This window comes from Streptomyces sp. CA-210063 (assembly GCF_024612015.1).
Lineage (GTDB): Bacteria > Actinomycetota > Actinomycetes > Streptomycetales > Streptomycetaceae > Streptomyces.
This window is the reverse complement of record NZ_CP102512.1, coordinates 204,996-224,877: the sequence shown is the minus strand read 5'-3', so window position 1 is coordinate 224,877 and position 19,882 is coordinate 204,996. Positions and strand designations below refer to the sequence as shown.

The following is a 19,882-nucleotide window of genomic DNA, read 5'->3' as shown; positions in this document are numbered from 1 at the left end:
CTCTGCTCCTGCGGTGGCTTCTATGCCCTTGATCAGGGAAAACAGGGTGGGGCTGCCTTGAGCCCGGGGACCTGGAGGGCTTCCGCGACCGGTACACCGACGGCCTGAATGAGCTGCTCGCGGCCAAGCGCGAGGGCCATGCGCTGCCCGAGTCCCCGGTGCCCGAGCAGGTCGCCGGGGCAGGTGGCGGACCTGATGGACGCCCTGCAGGAGACGGTCGCCCGCACTTGGGCATCCCGCGGCGAGGACACCGAGGCCGACGTGCACGAGATGCCGAAACCCAGGAACAAGGCGGTGCCCAGGATGACCGCGAACCTGGCAGCGAGGAAGCCGGCCGCCAAAGAGACGGCGGGGCGGAAGCCGAAACGCAGGGCCTGAGCCCTTCCGGAGTCCACTGATCCCAGCCATCTCACTGAGGTCGACGGCAGCTACGCGCTCACCGTGGGAGATGAGTCCGAGTACCACTTCCCGCCCGATCCCGTTGCCGCCGCCGTGGGGACGGAACCCTTCTCCGCGGTCTGCGTGTCCATCTGCCTTCATTTTCGGTCGGCACTCACAGCGCGCCCTTCAGCGCTCGTGCCTGCCGGCGCCAGAACTCCCGCGAGACCTCGGCCTTGGGAAACACCAGGTCGAAGCCGTGGAAAGCGCCGGGGACGACGTCGAGGTCGCAGAGGACGCCGCTGTCACTGAGTCGGCGCGCGTACTCGACGTCTTCGTCGTGGAAGAGATCGAGGGTGCCGACGCCGATCCAGGCCGGAGGAAGACCGGTGAGATCCTCGCGGCGGGCCGCGGCCGAGTACGGGGAGACGTGGGGGCCCGCGACGGCGTCGCCGAGGTAGGACGACCAGCCGTACCGGTTGCTCTTGGGCGTCCAGACGCGCACCTTGAGGGTGTCCAGGTCGGTTCTCGTCGTCGTGCGGTCGTCCAGCATGGAGTAGAGGAGCAGTTGGAACGCCGGGCGGATCTCGGCCCGGTCATGGGCGAGCAGGGCGAGGGCCGCGGCGATTCCGCCGCCGGCGCTGGCACCGCCGATCGCGATGCGTTCGATGTCGATGCGCAGGTCGCTCGCGCGCTCGACCAGGCCACGCAGCGCGGCGTAGGCGTCCTCGACCGCGGCGGGCGCGGGGTGGTCCGGCCCCAGTCGATAACGGACCGCGGCGACGGTGATGCCGAGCTCGCGGGCGAAGGCGATGTTCGTACGGTCGTCCTGCTCGGGTGCGCCGAAGATCAGCCCGCCTCCGTGTACCCAGAGCAGCGCCGGAGCCGCTGTCTTCAGGCCGGTCGGCTGGAAGACGCGAAGCGAGACGGACGGCGCGCCCTTCGGCCCGGGCACGACGATCTCCTGGACCGTGACGTCCGGCCCTGGATCGGTCGCGCGCCACTTCACGCTGCGCACGAGGCGCGACGACAGACGTCCGTAGGACACATTGGGGATGAAGCGACCTCGTTTGAGATCGGGGTGGAAGGTACTCATCGGGTCCTCGTTCTTTCCCCTCATCGAGGGTGTAGGGAATCGTCTGGCCACCCGGCGGGTGGTCGGCGTCGAGAGCGGGGACGGTTGTGAAGCCGGTGCGACACCGACGACGGGAAGGCCGGCGCACAGCTGCGTGAGACTCTCGCGGACCGGATCGGGCAGTGAGACGTCGGTATCACCCGTTGCCCGCATCTCGACGGGCGTCCGCAGCGCGGCGGATACCACGTCGGCCATCAGACGCGGAGCCGTGTCGCGTGCGGCGTCGGTGCGCTCGGCGACGAGTTCGGTGAGCTGCCGCGTCACGCGCCGAACTCTGGCGTCGCCTTCCGACCGCGATGTCGTCGGCGAGGCTGGCCCAGAACCTCCGGGCGACTTCGCCGGCCGGTCTCCGACCCACCGCAGCGAGCTTGGTCGCGCGGCGGTGCGCGCGTAGCTGAAGCCGCCGTCGTGGTCGGCCGTCCCGGCCACGCGCCTGCCGGATCGGGACGAGCTCGCGGGCGATGCGGACCTGCCCGCCACCGCAGGCCACGTTCGCGTCCGTTCCCCCCGTCCCGGTCCGGCAGGCGTGCGGCTCTTGCGCCTGCCGGACCGGGACCGCTCGGTCAGATCTTCGTCTTCTCGCGGACCCACGCGCCGATCTGTGCGATGGCGGCGTCGGTCTCCGGAATGCGGCCGGCGCCGTAGACGTACGAGTGCTGGCCGCCGGGGACCACGACGGTCGCCGTGTCGATTCCGGCGTCCTTGACGCGGGCGGCGAACTCCTCGTCCTCACCGGCCAGGACCTCGTACGTTCCCCAGGAGACGAGGGTCGGGGGAAGACCGCTCAGGTCCGCCCGATTCAGGTTGATCCGGGTGTCCGTGAACTCGATGCCCGTGCCGCCGATCCAGGACTCCCGGAAGAACTCCAGCAGACCCTTGCTGAGGATCTTGTCCGTCCCGGCGTTGGCCTCGATGGTCTCGTTGGCGATCTCGAGGTCGCACCAGGGGGAGATCGACACGATGGCGCCGGGCAGGGGCTGCTTCTTGTCGCGGAGGCGAAGCGCCAGGGCGACGGCGATGAACCCGCCGATCGAGTGGCCGATCGTGATGATGTTCCCCGGCTCGTACCCTTCGGACAGCAGCCAGTTGAAGGCCGCCTCCGCGTCGTCGACCTGGGCCGGGTACTTGTGTTCCGGTGCCCGCCGGAAGTCCATGACCAGTACAGGGGCCCCGGCGGCCTTGGCGATGTGGCCGGCGAGCTTTCGGTCGACGTGTGCCGACGCCACCACGGAGCCCCCGGCGTGACTGTGCAGGAGGACGTAGTCGGTGTTGGCGTCGACGGGTTCGCACCAGATTCCCAGAACGCCGCCCGCGTCCACCTCCCGATAGGTGACGCCTTCCGGTTCCCGGGCCGCGAGATGGACCTGCTCCGCCTGGATGCGCGCCGCATCCAACTCGGACGGGGGATTCGCCCCTGTGGCCAGCCATTCCGCGAATTGGATCGCTTCCGGGCTCAGTTCGACTGCAGTGCGCTCAGACATTTGTCACCTCCATGGGGCCAATTGGCATACCGGCCCGCCAAGACCGGTATGGCCGGGGTTTGTCAGGCGGTGTGGGTGGGGTGGTCGGTGTGGCCGATCTCGTCTGCCACGGCGGTGGCGATCTCGACGGCGAAGCGGATGCGGCTGTCGAGGGAGCCGCCGGCCTTGTTCGACCGGACCAGCTTCTGATCGGTACGCGGATGGCGTCTCAGTTGTGCTGCTCGGCATCCAGGAGTGCGAGGGCGTTGCGGATGCCCTGTTCGAGGAGCTGGTCGGCGAGTTGCCGGTCGGTGAGGGCGCGGGAGAGCTGCAGTGTCCCGGCCATCATGCCGAGGAGGCTGAGTGACTTCAGACGCGCCGAGGGCGGATCGTGGGGTGCCAGTCGGGCGGCGAAGTCGTCGATGAGGACGAGTACGCCGTTGGTGTATGCCTGCCTGGTGGGATCAGTGGACCGTGCGATCTCGTCGAGCAGGGCGGCGTTGGGGCAGCCGTCCTCGACGGTGTCGCGCTGTCCGGTGGAGAAGTACCAGCGCACGATCTGTTCGAGTCCGGCACGGCCGGGGGCCGCGTGCGCGACGATGTTCGCGTGCTGTGCGCGCATCTGGTCGGCGACCGCGGTGGCGACGAGTTCGTCCTTGGAGGCGAAGTAGGCGTAGAAGGTGCCGTTGGTCAGGCCCGCGTCCTTCATGAGGGTCGCGACTCCGGAGCCGTCGATGCCGTTGCGCTTGAGCCGGCGGCCGGCCGTCGTGATGATCCGCTGCCGTGTCTCCTGTTTGTGTTCTTTTGTGTACCGCACGATGTGTTCCTCCATCGCAGCCGGGGCCTGCGCCCTGGCTTCCGCTGGTCGGGTCAGTGGGCTGCGCCTGCAAGGAGAGCCGGGAAGTTGATCCTGGCGGTCTGCAGTTTCGGGTCGTGGGGCTCGGGGACCCCGCCGTCGGTGATGTACAACTGGTCGCCGCGGACCGCGGTGGCGGAGGGCGAGGTGAGGCCGTCCGCGCTGGTCAGGACGGGCTTGTAGGTGCCGTCCGGGTAGATCACCAGGACCCTGTCCGGACCGTTCTGCGAGGAGGATCCGTTCTGCGCGGCGAAGACCACATCGGAGCGGGGGGTCAGGAAGCTGAGGTCGTCGATGTTGGGCAGGCCGCCCGCGACCTGGCGGACGGGGCCGGGCGCGCCGGTGGTGGTGATCGGTACGCGCAGCAGGGTGCCCTTGTTGAAGTTGCTGACCCACAGAGCGCCGTTGTGGAACCTGAGCCCGTTGGCACCGATCGGCAGGGCCTCGGTCGGCACCGGCGCGAGCGCGGCATCGGTCAGCCACGGGGTCACCGCTCCGCCCGAGACGGGAACGGACCAGATGGTGCCCTTGAGGCTGTCCGCGATGTAGAGGGTGCGTCCGGCCGAGTCGACGGCCAGCCCGTTGGGGCCCGCGTCGGCGGGCAGAGCGGCGATGCGCTGCGGGGTACCGTCGCCAAGCAGCTTGTACACGCCGTTCCTGGCCGCGTTGCCCGGGGCCCACAACGCGTAGTAAACGGTGCCGTCACTGCCACGGGCGTTGCCGCTGATCGCCTCACCCACCTGCCCGGTGACGAGCACCGTGCGCTCTCCGGACGCGTCTATGCGCATCAGCTGCGGCCCATGGGTGCGCTCGCACACCGCGCAGCTGCCGAGCATGGACAGGGTCACTGAGCCGTCGGGGTTGGCGGTGATGTTCTCGGGGATCTCGCCGGCGGCGTAGTCGAACCTCGCCGCCGTCGTGATGTCGGTGACAACGGATGTGCTGTACGCGTGTCCCGTCCCTGCGGACGCGGAGGGCGCCGAGACCAGGACGGCCGCCGTCGCGGTGACCGCCACGGCCATTGCGACGTTCCTCTTCACAAAACGCCTCGCGCCCGATGCACTGCGCCGGGCCGTTTGCTGGCGTTGCTGCTGCATGACTCTCCTCGGCAAATCAACGAGTGACTGATCAATGGACTTTCGGGAACATCAGGGATGCCAGTGATGTCGGGGGCATCAGAGACGCTCGGGCGGAATGGGCGCCCTTGTGGCCCGCCGGGGTGTCAGGTGGGCAGGCGGTTGTTCTTGCGAATCTGCTCGTCGAACGTTCCGGCGGGGACCAGACGGTGCACGGTGGTGACGCGTGAGGCCGGCGGGCCGGCGGGGACGAGGCGGCGCACGGTGGTGAGGCGTGAGGCCGGCGGGCCGGCGGGGACGAGGCGGCGCACGGTGGTGAGGCGTGAGGTCGGCGGGCCGGCGGGGACGAGGCGGCGCACGGTGGTGAGGCGTGAGGTCGGCGGGCCGGCGGTGTAGCGCGGCTTCGATTTCTTGTCGGTGGCCGCGGTGACGATCGTCTTGGCGACGACGGCGGGGTCGTCACCGTCCTTCACCGCATCCCCGATCACCTCGTCGAAGACGCGCCGTCGCTTTCGGACGGGTTCGGGCACGCGAAACTGAGCGTCAGTTCGGCATCCGGTTGAATCTGCGGACGATGCGGTCGAAGATCCGGGCCGGAAGGATGCGGTGGAGCACGCTGATGCTTGCGGCGGTCGCGCCGGCGGTGCGCCGTAGCTTCGGGTTCCGGTCGGTGGCCGCCGCGACGATCACCTTGGCCACGGCGGCGGGATCGTCGCCGCCGCTGGTGTTTTTCGCCAGCACCTCGTCGAAGGTGCGCCGTCCCGACGCGTAGAGCGGCAAGGGGGTGTCGCCCTGCACGCTGTGGTCCCCGAACGGGGTGTTGATCGGGCCGGGCTCGACGAGCAGGATCCGGACGCCGTGCTCGCGGACCTCGTGGTCCAGCGACCCGGAGTAGCCCTCGACCGCGTGCTTGGTCGAGGTGTAGATGGCCATGAACGGGCTGGGGACGAACCCGCTGAGGGAAGAGACGTTGATGACGCGTCCGTGCCGTTGAGTGCGCATATGCGGCAGAACCGCCTTGGTCATCCGCATGATGCCGTAGACGTTGACATCGAAGACGTCCTGCGTCCGGGCGACGGAGAACTCCTCGGCGGCGCCGTTGGCGCCGACGCCGGCGTTTTTGACCAGGACGTCGATGCGCCCGAACCGGTCGATCACCTGCTTGACCACGGAGGCGACCGAATCGTCGCTGGTCACGTCGAGGTCGAGGTAGGTCACCCCGGCGGGCGCGGTGACTCGCGCGGTGTTGCGAGCGGTTCCGATGACCTCGAAGCCCGCCGCGGCGAAGGCGCGGGCCGTCTCCTTGCCGATCCCCGATGAGGCACCTGTCACGAGTGCCACCGGCCGAGTTGTCGCCATCACGAGCTCCCTTGGTTTTGGCATACGACCGTATGTCTTACGTTCGTATGCCTTACGTTCGTACGACCATAGGGGTGTCGTCGGTCGATGGCAAGTGGTCACGTCCTGGATTCGAGAAAGATTCGGGAAGCGTGGGGTGCGGTATGGGAAAGGCCACGAGCGGACGACGAGCCGGAACCGCCGACTGGCCTCCCGCGCCCAGACGGGGGAGCCCAGGCAGGGTCAGAAGGCACCGTTCAACTCGGTCGCCTGATCGGGGTGCCAGTCGGGCGCGAGGACGGGGGCGTAGCGGCCGCGGTGGTGGGGGTGGACGAGAGCCAGAATGTCTGGGAGCGCGGTGAGGGGGTCGGTGTCCTCGAACGTGAGGCGGATGAGTTCGTGGAAGATCGCGGTGCCTTCCCAAGCCGCGCGGTCACCGTGGGTGAGGGCAGCGATGCGGCGGCCGTGTTCGTGGTGGCTTCTTGGCCGGCGGCCGCGAAGTGGGGCGCGGAGGTCGATGCCCGCATCAAGGAGCCGTTTCCGGCTGCTCGTTGGTCGACCCCACCGGCTTGGACCGCGGCAGGCCGATGCGCGGATCGCGACTCCTGACAGAGCTCGCCATCCAGCGTTTTCGGCCGGCAGCGGCGCAGCCCTGCCGGGACTCGGCAACACGTACTCCTGCGCCGCGCCCGCGGCCGCCGACTCTCTTGCCGGTGGGGTGCCGGGATGACAAGGTCTCCGGGACCCGCCGGGGTTTCCAAGGCGTCAGAGCATGAGCAGTAGCCGCGTGTTCGGTACGAGCTTGCGGTTCACGCTGGTGCTCTGCACGAAGATCGTGAAGTCGTCGTTGTGGTCCGGCTTGACGCGGACTTCCGTGTTCGGCAGGCCGAGCAGGGCTCGGGCCTCGGGCCCCGTGTACACCCGGTCCGTCTTCTTCTCCAGCACCGCGATCTGCTTCCTTGCCTGGACCTTCTCCGACTTGCTCAGCTGGTAGAACGCGCCACCGGTGCGGTAGGTGTGCCCGCATTCGATGACCCAGTCCCGGATCGCCGCGTCACGGGCCACCGGGATCAGCTGGTACTCCGACGGATTCACCGGGGTGAGGCCGGCCGCCTCGATGGTGTCCTTGTTGACCGCCTCCGCACCGGTGGAGAATACGGCCCGCGAGCCCCGGATGCCCTGGGTGCGGCCCACCATGAAATTCTCGGTGGCCTGCCGGATGACCTGTCCGGCCTCCTCCAGACCTTGCGTGCTCGTGGCGTCCCAGATGGCGATGTTGTCCTTCGGGAAGCCGCACTGCATGGCTTCGCGCTTGCCCATCTGGTCCGGCACAAGGACGGCCAGCGTCCAGTTGTCCTCCTGCGTCGCGATCATCTCGGCCACGGCCTTGACCAGTTCACGCGGATCCCTGGCAGGGGCATCCAGGCAGCGATGGCTTGCGTTCTCCTGTCCGTCGGTCAGTACGAACGTCAGGAAGCTGTGGTCGCCGTACAGTTGAGCCGTCTGCGCCAGCTCCCGCTGTGACTTCAGTGCGGCCGCCAGCAGAGCAGTCATTCCACCGGCGCGATACAGCTGCTTCAGCGACGGCATCCGCAGCACGTCCTTGTCGTAGATGACGCACTCCACCTTGTCCGCGAAGACGTACACCGTGACGCGGGTTTCCTGGTCCAGTTCCCCCGACCGGCGGGCAAGGTAGGCAATCTGCTGGTCGGCGACTTCGACGACCTTGCGGCTCAGGTGCGACATGGACGAACTGGCATCCAGCACAAGAGCAACGTGATTGATGTAGTTCTGGCTTCCGGACATTAAAGCTCCCCCTCTTTCCGACTCGATGCTCCTACCGTCTCACCCACCACTGACAATCGATCTTGGCTCCCCGACTGGATGAAGGGTTGCGCGAGCCCTCCAGGTGTCTGGAGTTGGCAGTGCGCCGAAGGCGGCTTCCGCACCTACAACGGGAAGGTCCAATCGTGGCGGCCATACAGGAGCTGCTGCGCGAGCACGGCCCGGCCGGACCCGCGTTCTGGCGCTTCGGCCGCGAGGACCGACAGAACCTCGGGGACGCGATCGGCAACCCCCGCCGGGATGCCGCCCTCGCCCGCCGCGCCGAAAATGGGCGGCGCCGCCAAGCGCAGGAGGCAGCCGAACGCGAGGCTCAGCGCCCGGTGCGCGGGAACTGCGGGCAGAAGTTCACCGACGACCGGTGGAAGGCCGGCATCGCCGTCGACTGGGGCTGCCGGGACAGCCACCCGCACCTACTCCGGGAATGGCCAACTCCCGGCCTCGTCCTGCCCGGGCTGCGCTCGTGGGCCCGCTCCGTGCGCGACGACCTCGCCAGTGAGGGCATCTGGACCGGCCCCCTGTCCATCGGCTGCCAGGTCGGGCCGGGCCCGGGCGACGGGGACCCGGACGCCCTCGCCGAGCGCTGGTACCGGCTCGCCCAGGCCCGCGACACCTTCGAGACCACGGTCGGCTTCTGAACCAGTCCAAGGCTGCAGCAGGGTCTGCCCACGGCCCTCACAGCCGAACTGACACATAGCCACAGGTCACAGCCCACTTTCGGCAAGACACTTTGACGCGCGCATACTCACGCGCCAGTCCTTTCCCACCACTGAGCGGCAGCTTATGGCTCTGCTTCACGCCTGCGCGGTGCCCGAGCGGGGCTGGGGGACTGGGTGCGCGCGTGGAAGAAGGTGCACCGGGCGCAGGACCGGAAAGAGCCAGCGATCACCCCGGCCCGGAAACTGGCAGCCCGTGAGGCGGAAGCAGTGCTGGCCCGGTACGAACTTGAATCAGTGGAGCCGTTCCGGCGTCAGACAGAGGCGTGGAGCGTCCGCTGCTGCGTCTGCGGTGATCTCTTCCGGGTCCGGCTCGGTGACCTGGGCGCCGGTTGGGCCGGATGTCCCAACCGGCGCCCCATCGCACTCGTGCGGGATGTGGCCGATGCCCTGCTGAAGCAGCTCGATCCCCTGTCATGCCTCCGTTGCAAGAGCCCCCCGGTCGCCGCGGCGCCGCACACCACGTCGTCGGAGAGCTGCGCCCTCTGCGGTGATGCGCTGCTTCCTGGTACAGACCGCCATCCTCGGGCATCAGGTACCGCGACACCGCCTCCCTCTGAACCCGTCGTGATCACAACACGGACCCCCAGTACGCCGCCCGCAGAGATGTCGTGAAGGGCATCGCAGCGGCATGCCCGCCACGGCTACGCCGCCTCCCGGCCCTCGCCGCTCCCGCTGCCGAGGGCGTCCTTGAGCTTGCTGCGGACGTCCAGGGCTCGGGAGCGGCGACCTCGCGCCAGAAGGCGTGTGTGACGATCAAGGTCGCGAGCTCAAGCTCCTTCTCCCGCAGTGCCGCGACCTCGTTCCGCTCCTGGTCCGACCAGCCCGGCGAGTCCGGCCAGGCGGAAGACGTATCACGCCAGTAGCCGTCAGGGCGCCGCCATGCCGTGGCCATCGACTCATTCATCTGGTGCTGAAGGTGACATGAAGCACCTCAGTCCCCCCATGCATCACGACGGCGCCGGTAGCCGCATGTCACGTCACGCGAATGCCCTCGCGGTCTTCGAGGGCGCTGATGGCGGTGGCGGTGAGGCTGTGGGTGATGTGGCCTCGCATCAGCTGGGCGGCTTCGGCGGCGCGGCCGTGCACGATGAGGGAGACAAGTTGGTGGTGTTCCTGTAGGTCCCGGGTGCGGGGTTCGTCACCGGGCGGGAGTTCGAGGCCGAGGCGCCGGTAGCGGTCGGACTTGTCCCACAGGTCGTCCAGGAGGCGGATGAGGACATCGTTGTGCGAGGCCCGGTACAGCGCTTGGTGGAAGGCGCGGTGGGCCGTGAGTGCCTCTTCCCCCCATTGGCGGGTGACGGGGAGGAGTTGGTCGACGGCGGCCTGCATCGTGGCGATGTCGTCGTCGGTGCGTCGCTGGGCGGCAAGTTCGGCGGCGGTCGGGTCCAGGGACAGGCGGACCTCGAAGAGCTGGCGGGCTTCGTTCGAGTTCATGACGGAGACCCGGACGTCGCGGTGCGTCTCGACGGTGACGAGTCCCTCGCTGCTGAGGCGGCGGATGGCCTCGCGCAGAGGCGTGATGCTCATGTTGAGGGACTCGGCGAGGTCGTACTGGGCGAGCCGTGACCCGGCAGGAAGAGTGCCGGAGAGGATCCGATCGCGGAGTTCCGCGTAGGCGAGGTCGCTCTTGCTCAAGAACAGGTTCGGTCCTGCCATGGCCCCCTGACCATTCCTTTCCGGAGCTTCCCCACCCCTTGACATCCCGCATCGGACCAGCCGACTCTAACAGGCGTCACATCTTATAAGATATGAGAAAGGCCTCGACAGTGAAGATCACCAACGTCTACGAGGGCGTCGTTCCGATCAGCTCCTCGATCCGCAACGCCTGGATCGACTTCAGCTCCATGGACTGTTCGATCGTGGCGATCGAGAGCGACGTCATCCGCGACGGCAAGCCCGTGGTGGGCTACGGCTTCAACTCCAACGGCCGCTACAGCGCCGGAGAGATCCTCCGCCGCCGGGTCCTGCCCCGCCTCCTCGAGGCCGAGCCCGGCAGCCTGCTCGACGAGCAGGGCGGCCTGGACCACGCCAAGACGTGGCACGTGATGATGAACAACGAGAAGCCCGGCGGGCACGGCGAGCGCTCGGTCGCGGTCGGTGTGGTGGACATGGCCCTGTTCGACCTGGCCTCCAAGATCGAGGGCAAGCCGCTGTACCGGTATCTGTCCGAGCGCTACGGCGACGGGCAGCCCGACGACTCCGTTTTCGTCTACGCCGCCGGCGGCTACTACGCCCCGGGCAAGACCCTCACCGACCTTCAGGACGAGATGCGCGGCTTCCTCGACCTGGGCTACGACGTCGTCAAGATGAAGATCGGCGGCGCCGACCTGGCGGAGGACCTGCGCCGTATCGAGGCCGTCATCGACGTCCTGGACGGCGACGGCTCCCGGCTGGCCGTCGACGTCAACGGCCGCTTCGACCTCAGCACGGCCCTGGAGTACGGGCGGGCCATCGAGCCCTACGGGCTGTTCTGGTACGAGGAGATCGGCGACCCGCTCGACTACCACCTCAACGCCACCGTCGCCGAGCACTACACCGGCTCCATCGCCACCGGCGAGAACCTCTTCTCCCTCCAGGACGCCCGCAACCTGGTCCGCTACGGCGGCCTGCGCCCCGACCGCGACACCATCCAGGTCGACCCCGCGCTCTCCTACGGTCTGGTGGAGTACCTGCGCATCCAGGACATGCTCCGTCAGCACGGCTGGTCATCGAGGCGCTGCATCCCGCACGGCGGGCACCAGTTCTCCCTGCACATCGCAGCCGCCCTCAAGCTCGGCGGCAACGAGTCCTACCCGGGCGAGTTCCAGCCCACCGGCGGCTTCGCCGACCACGCCGTCGTCGAGAAGAGCCGCGTCGGCCTGACCGACACCCCCGGCATCGGCTTCGAGAGCAAGGCCGCCTTCTACAAGGTGCTGCGCGCCCTGCACAGCTGACCGCCACCACACCGCAGACGCGCCCGCAACCGCAGACGCGCCCGCAACCGCAGACGCGCCCGCCACCGCAGGCGCGCCCGCCACCGCAGGCGCGCCCGCCACCGCAGGCGCGCCCGCCACCGCAGGCGCGCCCGCCACCGGGCGGGCGCCGTCGGCCGGCGCCGCCGGATACGGGCGCCACACACGAGATCGGGGGCGCCGCGAGCCGCGTTCGCGTCCCCCGCACCCCCCACGGGACAGGGCTACACACGATCGTGGTGCAAGGGAGCACCAACGATGACAAGCATCACCACCGTCGGCCGCCCGCGGCGGTCACGGCTGAGCCGTCTCATACGGGAGCTGTGGTTCCAGGTCGTACTGGCCGCCGTCCTCGGCATCGCCGTCGGCATCCTCGCGCCCGGGCTGGGTGAGGACCTGAAGCCGCTCAACGACTGGTTCATCGCGCTGGTCAAGATGATCGTGATCCCGGTCGTCTTCTGCGTGGTCACCACCGGCATCGCCTCCATGGACAACCTGCGCAAGGCGGGCCGGATCGGCGTGAAGGCGATCGGCTACTTCCTGGTGCTGTCCCTGATGTCCATGCTGATCGGGCTGGTCGTCGCCAACATCTTCCAGCCCGGCTCCGGCCTGCACGTCGACCCCTCGTCACTGAACGCCGACGACGTGCCCAAGACCGCCACCGAGCACGCCACCTTCACCGGCTTCCTGCGGCCTGCAACGCGGTCTCCCAGCTGATAGCGCCACCAGGGAGGCGCCGGGCGGCTCGGTCACCGACCTCGACGTCGCCTCAGCCGACGCCGACCGTCTCGCCATCGACGTCACCATCGCCACCACCTCCACCGCCCACGACACCGGATCCGCTGCGCGGGGCCGCTTCACGAGGCAGAGACCGCCGATCCATGGATAAACCTTCCTCTCCCGCCCCTGCGTGGGCGCCCCTACGGTCGAGGCTGCGGGCGCTCACCGGCCCGCCGTACCGAAGGAGCAAGACCCTCATGAAGATGACTGGCAACACGATCCTGATCACCGGCGGAACCTCGGGCATCGGCCTCGGTCTGGCCCTGCGTCTGCACGAGGCCGGCAACAAGGTGGTCGTCGCCGGCCGGCGCAAGGAACTCCTCGACGAGATCACGGCCGAGCACCCGGGCATCGACGGGCTCGTCCTCGATGTCGCGGACCCCGACTCGATCGCCCGGGCCCGTGAGACCGTGGCGGCGAGCCACCCGGGGCTGAACGTCCTGGTCAACAACGCGGGCATCATGCTGCTGGAGAACTTCCTCGACCCGGCCGGACTCCAGGTCGCCGAGGATCACGTCGCGACCAATCTGCTCGGCACGATCCGGATGACGTACGCCTTCCTGCCGCTGTTGGTGGGCAAGGCCGACGCGGTCGTCGTGAACGTCACCTCGGCGCTGGCGTTCGTCCCGTTCCCGAGCACCCCGACCTACAGCGCGACGAAGGCCGCGCTGCACTCCTTCTCCGAGAGCCTGCGCGTCCAGCTCGCCGGTGCTGACGCCGGCGTCCAGGTGATCGAGGTGGTCCCGCCGGGCGTGCGCACGACGCTGCTGGGCCAGCAGGACAGCGACCAATCCATGCCGTTGGACGACTTCCTCACCGAGACTCTCGACCTGCTGCGCGAGAAGCCCGACGCGAAGGAGCTGGTCGTCGAGCGCGCCAGGTTCCTCCGCGACGCGGTGGCCACCGGCTCCTACGACGACGTCCTCGCCATGATCACCAGCAGCTGACCGACCTGAAACGCCCGACGCGGAACAACAGCACGCGGGCGGGTCCCGTTGGGCGACATCATGGACGAACGCGAGCTCGACCCGCCTCGGGAGGGCCTCGCCCAAGACGCGGAACGGTCAGGAAGCGCCTTCGGCTTCGCCCCGGTCGTCGTCGCACTGGAGACGACCGGCTCCGTCCTGAGTGCCGACGGCACGTCGAGCGCCCATCACACGACGGACATCGCTGTGTCGGCCAGGGCGAGCGGCGAGGCCCGGGGCCGGTCCGAAGCGTCGGGCCTCCTCGACGGTGGACTGGCGCCGCAGGCCGTCTTCCAGGCCGACGGCCTGCGGCGCACCGCCGACAGCAGGCGAATTTCCCAGCCGGGTCATGCGGGTCAAGTGACCATCGGGTCGTCTCGCTGCAAGCGCCCGCGGCGTCGGCCGTACAAGCGGCTTCGCGCTGGGGACAGGAGGGCTCAGCCATGGATCGGCGGTCTCTGGATAGGCGGGCGGGATGCGGCGAGGATGGGGACATGGACAAGAAGGAACTGGCGGAATTCCTGCGCCACCGGCGTGAGATGTTGCGGCCCCGCGACGTCGGGCTGGTCGAGGGGCCGCGCAGGCGTACGCAGGGGCTGCGCCGCGAGGAGGTCGCGCAGCTCGCCGGCATGTCCACCGACTACTACGCCCGGCTGGAACAGCAGCGTGCTCCGCAGCCCTCCGTCCAGATCACCGCGGCTCTCGCCCGGGCACTACGGCTGACCCTGGACGAACGCGACCATCTCTTCGTCCTCATCGGCCACAACGCCCCGGCCCGCTTCCACCGCTCCGAACATGTCAGCCCCACGCTGCTGCGAGTCCTGGACCGCCTGGACGACACCCCGGCCCTGGTGACGACCGACCTGGTCGACACCCTCGCGATGAACCCCCTGGCCATCGCGCTGCTCGGCGACCAGACCCGCCACGCCGGTCTGGCCAGTAGCGGCTACTACCGCTGGTTCATGGACCCGGCCGAGCGTCTGGTGTATCCCGAGGAGACCCACGAATCCCACGGCCGCGCCCAGGCGGCACGCCTGCGGGCCGCGCTGACAGCCGGCAGCGACACCCCCCGAGCCGCCCGGATCCTCGCCGAACTCCAGGAACACAGCCCCGAGTTCGTCCGCATGTGGGACCTTCAGGAGGTCGCCCGCTACGGCGACTGCAAGACCCTCCTCCATCCCGAACTCGGCCGCATCGACGTCGACGCCCAGCTCCTGTACACCGAGAACCGCGCCCAAACTCTGGTGGTGCTGACCACCCGCCCCGGCACGGAGAGCCACAGCAAACTCGAACTGCTCTCCGTCATCGGACACCAGCAGCTCACCCCCTGACGTCCTGGACCGGGGACTGGGGAGCGGGCCGGGCTCGGCGCGGGAGGGGCCGGACAAGGGCGCCCTGGAGTGGTGCAGCCCGCACGGCATTTGCCCTGCGCTCTGCGGCCAGGCTAGTCGGCCCGCTGCGCTGTCCGGGCTCCGCGCTCAGGCCGCCCGTTTGACCGGACGCTGCCTCCGCTTTACTCTCGAACATGTACGGAGGCAGCATCCGTTTTGATGTGGCCGCAGGATCACGGCAGGCAGGAGGGCGCATGAGCGCCGGTGACCAGCGGGGACGCAAGCCGCGCGCGGACGTCCAGCGCAACCGCGCCGCCCTCCTGGAGACCGCGCAGCGTCACTTCCTGCAGCACGGAGTCGGCACCTCCCTTGAGGCGGTGGCCAAGGAGGCGGGCGTCGGGCCCGGCACGCTGTACCGGCACTTCCCCACCCGGGAGGCGCTGCTGGCGGCCGTGCTGCAGACGCGCTCCGAGGAGTTGGTGGCCCGTCAGACGGACATCGATCAGCTCGGCGACCCGGCCGAGGCGCTGGAGCAGTGGCTGCGGGCGATGGAGGAGTACTTCAGCGCCTTCAGCGGGCTGCCGGACCCGCTCATGGCCGCGGCCAGGGCGCAGGAGCCGGACAACCCGCTGACGATTCCCTGCGACATCCTCATCTCCGCCACCGATCAGTATGTGCGAGCCGCGCAGCTCGCGGGGCGCGTGCGCGCGTCGGTGCGGGGGCACGACCTGTTCCTCGCGGCCTGTTCCGTTGCCTGGATCAAGGGCACCGGTACCGAGGAGGAGTCGCTCGACCGGCTCCGCACGCTCATCGCGAGCGGCTACCGCCAGCAGGACACCCAGGCGTAAACCGCCAGGCACCCCGCCCCGGCCCCGCAACGCCAGGCGGCACCACCACCACACGGCCGTCACATCTCGCTGCCCTCAGGGGCCGCACAACCTCTCAAGGAACAAGTCATGAAAATTACTGTCATAGGCGCCGGTGCCATCGGCGGGAACCTCGCTGCCAAGCTCAGCACAGCCGGTCACGACGTCCAGGTGGCCGACGCCCGCGGCCCCGAGGCCGTCCGGGCGGAGGTGCTGGAGTCCGGGGCCCGCGCGGCGGACCTCTCCGACGCCGCCGTCCAGGGCCGGGACGTCATCGTCCTGTCGATCCCGTTCGGGGTGGCGGGCCAGCTGGCGGACCTGTTCGCGTCGGTGCCCGACGAGACGGTGGTCATCGACACCTCGAACTACTACCCCGGCATGCTCAGCGAGCCGATCGAGGCGGTGGACAACGGCCAGGTGGAGAGCGTGTACACCGCCGAGCTGCTCGGCCGCCCCGTGGTCAAGGCGTGGAACGCCGCGCTGGCCGAAACCCAGCGGACCAAGGGCGTCCCGGCCGGAACGCCCGGCCGCCTCGCCATCCCCGTCGCCGGCGACTCCGAGGAGGCGCGGCGCGTGGCCATGAGCCTGGTGGACGACACCGGCTTCGACCCCTACGACGCCGGCACGCTGGCCGACTCCTGGCGCCAGCAGCCGAACGGCCCCGCCTACTGCACCGAACTGACCCTGGACGAGCTGCCGGCGGCCCTGGCCGCGGCCGACCGCGTCAAGGACGCGGCCATCCGCGACAGCCTCCCGGAACGCTTCGCCGCCCTCGGTGCCAATCCCACCGTCGACGACGTCGTCGAGATGAACCGCGCCGCCCACCGCTGAGACACCCGACGCCGCTCTCGTGCACCCCACGGCACGAGAGCGGCAACGCCGGCACGCCACGAACACACACGACGAACACGAAGAGCGGCGCTCACTTCGGCAAGGTCGTCATTACCCACTGACACCGCCGCGTCCGGGGTCGGCCTCAGCCCCGGTAGCGCCGCAGGGACCAAGCCCCGGAACCCCGGTCACCCAAACCGGGGTTCCGTTCCGGACAAGGAGTTTCACCATGAGGATCGGCATTCTCGGCACCGGGCACATCGGCAAGACGTTGACCAGGCGGTTGAGCGCGGCCGGGCACGAGGTAAAGGCGGCCAATTCCCGCGGCCCGGAGACGATCGAGGCGGACGTGCTGGCCTCGGGCGGACGAGCGGTGACAGCGGCGGAAGCCGTAGTGGACGTCGACGCCGTGATCCTCTCCATTCCCTTCGCCCGCATTCCGCAGGTCGCACCACTGATCGCCGAGGTGCCGGCTGACACGGTTGTCATCGACACGTCGAACTACTTCCCGCATCGGGACAACGGAATCGCGGCGATCGACGCCGGCCAGGCCGAGAGCGTGTGGGCTGCCGAGCAGCTGGGCCGGCCCATCGTCAAGGCGTGGAACTCGATCGGATCCGAGTCGTTCGCGCACAGGAACAAGCCGGCGGGAAGTGCGGACCGCATCTCGCTCCCCGTCGCGGCCGACAGTCCGCGAGAGCGTGACCTGGCAATGGCACTTGTTGAGGACACCGGGTTCGACGCCTTTGATGCGGGGCCGCTCGCGGAATCGTGGCGGCAGCAGCCCGGCACACCCGCCTACTGCACGGATCTCACGCGTCAGGAGCTGCCGGACGCACTGGCGACGGCCGACGCGGCGCGATCACCGAAGCGGCGCGACCTCGGGCTCGCCGTGGTCCAGGAACGCTTCGGGGCCGGCACGCAACCGGACGCGGAATACCTTGTCCGCCTGAACCGCGCAATTTCCATGTGAGCAGGGACGGGGGCTGACGCGGTGACCCGTGAGAAACCCTCGTATCTCGCCTCCCGTCTCCAGCTGCTCCGCGACGAACCCCGGCACCCCCGGCGCCACGTCGGCCGGCGCCGACATGAAGGTGCCCAGCATCCGTACGGTGCCCCACTGCACCACCCAGCCCGGCCGGTTATGAGACCGGCGCTTGGCCCGGGCCTGTTCCAAGGCCACCGCGTCCAGCCGGAAAAGCTCCTCCAGCTCCCGAACGGACGGCTCGCCCTCCAGCAGGGTGTTGCCCTGCACGACGCTCCGGGTGTCCTCGAAGCCACCTGAACGGAGACGGCTTCTGCATGTTCGGCCAGGACGGCACCGGTGGCTACACCGCGTTCTGCCTGAAGGGGCGCCATGACGGTCTGCTGGACGACAGGTGAACCGCTGACCCTCAGAGATTGGGACATGCGGGGCCAGGGGAGCGGTGTCGCACCCTCTTGAACCGCCATCATCGACCTCGACCGGGTCTTCACGAGCTCACTGACAGCAACTGACGCACACCCCGGCACGCCTGTCACCCACTCAGGCGACGGTGCAACACATGTGGCGCCAACTACCCTTCCGGTAGCGCTGTTGAGCTGCACTTTTGCGATCCTCGGCCGGCGCACCACTCTCCGACCCCTAGAGAAGCCGGGGGAGTCGTACGTTGTCGCCACGGCCCAAACGGTAGTTCGACCCGGCGGCCGCGCTGCCTGTACGACGCGGCGGCACTACGCGCCCGGCAGCTTCTGCCGATGACGGCTCGAGACTGGTCGGGCGGGCGTCCTGCAAGTACCAGCCGTGGGCGGCCATGCACTCCTTCGTCCACTCCATCAGCAGGTGTGAGCCCTCCTTGACGCGACTCTCGTCATGACCGCCGTCGTTGGCGACCACTGGACGAGAAGGCTGGCCGCCGGGCGGTCCACGTCGCCGGTGTCGCACACCGGGCACAGCTCCAGGTGGATCGGCCGCCCGTGTTCGTCGTCCTGTGGCGCCACCCCGCTCATGATGAGGTTGCCCCGGCAGCGTGAACACTGCGGCAGCCGGTCGGAGAACTCCAGCAACGCCGTGGCCAGCTCCCTTTAGTTGGCAAGAGCGAAGCAGGTCAGTCGTCAAGCAGTCACTTCAAAGGCACGTGCCCTCCTGCGGGCGTGTGACCGACCGCGGCAGTCGGCCCGTCCCGCCAACTAGAGCGTTCAATTCGAAAGCCACTGACCTGCGGTGATGCTGGGGAAGCGAACGGCTCGTCCGCATCCGGTCCTTGACCGGCAGCGGGCAGCGGACGGCCAGGTGTCGAGAGCGGCCCGACGGCGTCAGTGCCCGGACGTTCCGAGGATCTGGTCGGCCGTCGCGAAGCGGTGCTCCGTCGGTTTCAGCACTTCGTAGAGGTAGTCGAAGTACTCCGTTTCCGCCGTTCCGGTGAGCACCGCCAGCAGGAAGGCGAGGCACCCCATGTCGTGGGGCTCCCACAGCGGGCCCTGCCCCTCGTTGTAGAGCACGGTCCACTCGTCGGGGTGCTGACCGGGCCGTACCAGCCAGTACAGGAACGCCCCCGTGAGCCCCTCGAATGCCCACGGCAGGATCCGCGCCCCCGCCTCCAGCAGGCCGGCGGGCTTCTCCTCGCCCACCTCCCACAGTCCGGCCAGGACCCCGTCCCGTTCCGTCGTCTGCGCGTGCAGGTTGCATTTGTCGTAGGCGGAGCCGGGGACGAGCAGCCAGATCGTCTCGTCGAAGACGCCGTCGCCGTATGTCTCGACGAGCTGCCTGTAGTCGGCGGGCAGAGCCGCACCGAGGGCGCGCTCGGCCTGCGCCCAGTCCACCGCGGGCGGCGGATCGGCGGGGGGCGGGCAGAGACGGACGAGGGCATTGAGGGCATTCATGGAACGGACGCTACTGAAACCCTGGCCGGTGCTTGTGGGCGGGGCGGGCAGAGCAGCCGAAGATCGGCATCGGCCAAGGCCCAGGTGGCCGCTCGCCGGGGGGGGGGAAGACCTCTGGACGCCGAGAGGGACGTCCGTCGGGTAGCCGATGAGCGCGCACTCGGCCGGTGGGGCCCATTACGGCGACCGACCACATCAGGGCACCTACCTCGAGGTTTGCCGACCAGCTTGCTGATTTGCCTGGATCACTGACGAGATGCCGAGTTCCTTGCCGGCGATCGACCAGGTGCTGGCTCCACCAGTGGTTTGAGGGCGCAGTAGGGCTGGTGGTCAACTTTGCGGAGCCAGTGGAACACGTTGTGTCGCTCCCGCGTCCAGACGGCGTAGTTCGGAGTCCCTCCAGGAGTTACAGGGCCTGCCTGAAGACCATCCGGCCTATGAGGCGCTGTTCGCGCAGCTGGTCAACGCCGGATCAGCGCTGCTGATACGAAG

The 19,882-nt window shown here is 69.0% G+C and carries 21 protein-coding genes and 1 pseudogene; 10 read left to right on the top strand and 12 right to left on the bottom strand.

Going from position 1 to position 19,882, the window contains the following annotated elements; translation table 11 throughout:
• Window positions 1–195: 195 nt before the first annotated feature.
• Window positions 196–378 (top strand): hypothetical protein, encoded by a 183-nt coding sequence (locus JIX56_RS00905; protein ID WP_257536818.1) that lies wholly within the window; start codon window positions 196–198, stop codon window positions 376–378.
• Between the two features lie 175 nt (window positions 379–553).
• Here JIX56_RS00905 and JIX56_RS00900 read toward each other — a convergent pair whose 3' ends face one another.
• The 8 genes and pseudogenes from JIX56_RS00900 to JIX56_RS00865 form a co-directional block, all read right to left on the bottom strand.
• Window positions 554–1,777: an alpha/beta hydrolase gene (locus JIX56_RS00900; RefSeq protein WP_257536817.1), complete on the bottom strand. Its 1,224-nt coding sequence runs from the start codon at window positions 1,775–1,777 to the stop codon at window positions 554–556.
• 299 nt (window positions 1,778–2,076) lie between these two features.
• On the bottom strand, window positions 2,077–2,994 hold the full coding sequence (locus tag JIX56_RS00895) for an alpha/beta hydrolase (protein ID WP_257536816.1): 918 nt from the start codon (window positions 2,992–2,994) through the stop codon (window positions 2,077–2,079).
• A gap of 208 nt (window positions 2,995–3,202) precedes the next feature.
• Window positions 3,203–3,793: a TetR/AcrR family transcriptional regulator gene (locus JIX56_RS00890; RefSeq protein WP_257550689.1), complete on the bottom strand. Its 591-nt coding sequence runs from the start codon at window positions 3,791–3,793 to the stop codon at window positions 3,203–3,205.
• 50 nt (window positions 3,794–3,843) lie between these two features.
• Window positions 3,844–4,851 (bottom strand): SMP-30/gluconolactonase/LRE family protein, encoded by a 1,008-nt coding sequence (locus tag JIX56_RS00885; RefSeq protein WP_257536815.1) that lies wholly within the window; start codon window positions 4,849–4,851, stop codon window positions 3,844–3,846.
• A 200-nt stretch (window positions 4,852–5,051) separates the two neighbouring features.
• Window positions 5,052–5,435 (bottom strand): hypothetical protein, encoded by a 384-nt coding sequence (locus tag JIX56_RS00880; RefSeq protein ID WP_257536814.1) that lies wholly within the window; start codon window positions 5,433–5,435, stop codon window positions 5,052–5,054.
• 13 nt (window positions 5,436–5,448) lie between these two features.
• On the bottom strand, window positions 5,449–6,264 hold the full coding sequence (locus JIX56_RS00875) for an oxidoreductase (RefSeq protein ID WP_257536813.1): 816 nt from the start codon (window positions 6,262–6,264) through the stop codon (window positions 5,449–5,451).
• A gap of 156 nt (window positions 6,265–6,420) precedes the next feature.
• Window positions 6,421–6,803 (bottom strand): annotated as a pseudogene (locus JIX56_RS00870) (ADP-ribosylglycohydrolase family protein); the annotation flags it as partial.
• Window positions 6,804–7,008: 205 nt separating this feature from the next.
• The gene (locus JIX56_RS00865; protein ID WP_257536812.1) at window positions 7,009–8,049 is read right to left on the bottom strand and encodes a vWA domain-containing protein; all 1,041 of its coding nucleotides are present in this window, start codon (window positions 8,047–8,049) and stop codon (window positions 7,009–7,011) included.
• A 164-nt stretch (window positions 8,050–8,213) separates the two neighbouring features.
• Between JIX56_RS00865 and JIX56_RS00860 the strand changes: the two genes are divergently transcribed.
• Together JIX56_RS00860 and JIX56_RS00855 are read left to right on the top strand one after the other, a co-directional pair.
• Complete coding sequence (locus JIX56_RS00860; RefSeq protein ID WP_257536811.1) at window positions 8,214–8,723, top strand: hypothetical protein; 510 nt, start codon at window positions 8,214–8,216, stop codon at window positions 8,721–8,723.
• Between the two features lie 689 nt (window positions 8,724–9,412).
• On the top strand, window positions 9,413–9,667 hold the full coding sequence (locus JIX56_RS00855) for a hypothetical protein (RefSeq protein ID WP_257536810.1): 255 nt from the start codon (window positions 9,413–9,415) through the stop codon (window positions 9,665–9,667).
• A gap of 109 nt (window positions 9,668–9,776) precedes the next feature.
• Here JIX56_RS00855 and JIX56_RS00850 read toward each other — a convergent pair whose 3' ends face one another.
• On the bottom strand, window positions 9,777–10,460 hold the full coding sequence (locus tag JIX56_RS00850; protein ID WP_257536809.1) for a GntR family transcriptional regulator: 684 nt from the start codon (window positions 10,458–10,460) through the stop codon (window positions 9,777–9,779).
• Window positions 10,461–10,552: 92 nt separating this feature from the next.
• Here JIX56_RS00850 and JIX56_RS00845 point away from each other — a divergent pair, with 92 nt between their 5' ends.
• From JIX56_RS00845 to JIX56_RS00815, 7 genes are all read left to right on the top strand, one after another.
• Window positions 10,553–11,737, top strand: coding sequence for a mandelate racemase/muconate lactonizing enzyme family protein (locus JIX56_RS00845; RefSeq protein ID WP_257536808.1), 1,185 nt, complete (start codon window positions 10,553–10,555; stop codon window positions 11,735–11,737).
• A 276-nt stretch (window positions 11,738–12,013) separates the two neighbouring features.
• Complete coding sequence (locus JIX56_RS00840) at window positions 12,014–12,472, top strand: cation:dicarboxylate symporter family transporter (RefSeq protein ID WP_257536807.1); 459 nt, start codon at window positions 12,014–12,016, stop codon at window positions 12,470–12,472.
• A gap of 260 nt (window positions 12,473–12,732) precedes the next feature.
• Complete coding sequence (locus JIX56_RS00835; protein ID WP_257536806.1) at window positions 12,733–13,482, top strand: SDR family oxidoreductase; 750 nt, start codon at window positions 12,733–12,735, stop codon at window positions 13,480–13,482.
• 512 nt (window positions 13,483–13,994) lie between these two features.
• Window positions 13,995–14,831: a helix-turn-helix transcriptional regulator gene (locus JIX56_RS00830; RefSeq protein WP_257536805.1), complete on the top strand. Its 837-nt coding sequence runs from the start codon at window positions 13,995–13,997 to the stop codon at window positions 14,829–14,831.
• A 254-nt stretch (window positions 14,832–15,085) separates the two neighbouring features.
• The gene (locus JIX56_RS00825) at window positions 15,086–15,679 is read left to right on the top strand and encodes a TetR/AcrR family transcriptional regulator (RefSeq protein WP_257536804.1); all 594 of its coding nucleotides are present in this window, start codon (window positions 15,086–15,088) and stop codon (window positions 15,677–15,679) included.
• Window positions 15,680–15,787: 108 nt separating this feature from the next.
• On the top strand, window positions 15,788–16,528 hold the full coding sequence (locus JIX56_RS00820; RefSeq protein WP_257536803.1) for an NADPH-dependent F420 reductase: 741 nt from the start codon (window positions 15,788–15,790) through the stop codon (window positions 16,526–16,528).
• 229 nt (window positions 16,529–16,757) lie between these two features.
• Window positions 16,758–17,501 (top strand): NAD(P)-binding domain-containing protein, encoded by a 744-nt coding sequence (locus JIX56_RS00815; protein WP_306819812.1) that lies wholly within the window; start codon window positions 16,758–16,760, stop codon window positions 17,499–17,501.
• Here the strand turns inward: JIX56_RS00815 and JIX56_RS47895 are convergent.
• The 3 genes from JIX56_RS47895 to JIX56_RS00805 all read right to left on the bottom strand — a co-directional run bounded on the left by JIX56_RS47895 (window position 17,391) and on the right by JIX56_RS00805 (window position 19,390).
• Window positions 17,391–17,783, bottom strand: a complete 393-nt coding sequence (locus tag JIX56_RS47895) for a DUF4158 domain-containing protein (RefSeq protein ID WP_443031724.1) — start codon at window positions 17,781–17,783, stop codon at window positions 17,391–17,393. The genes JIX56_RS00815 and JIX56_RS47895 overlap by 111 nt on opposite strands.
• Before the next feature lie 560 nt (window positions 17,784–18,343).
• Window positions 18,344–18,517, bottom strand: a complete 174-nt coding sequence (locus JIX56_RS00810; RefSeq protein WP_257550688.1) for a DUF6300 family protein — start codon at window positions 18,515–18,517, stop codon at window positions 18,344–18,346.
• 306 nt (window positions 18,518–18,823) lie between these two features.
• Window positions 18,824–19,390 (bottom strand): SMI1/KNR4 family protein, encoded by a 567-nt coding sequence (locus JIX56_RS00805; protein WP_257536801.1) that lies wholly within the window; start codon window positions 19,388–19,390, stop codon window positions 18,824–18,826.
• Between the last annotated feature and the right edge of the window lie 492 nt (window positions 19,391–19,882).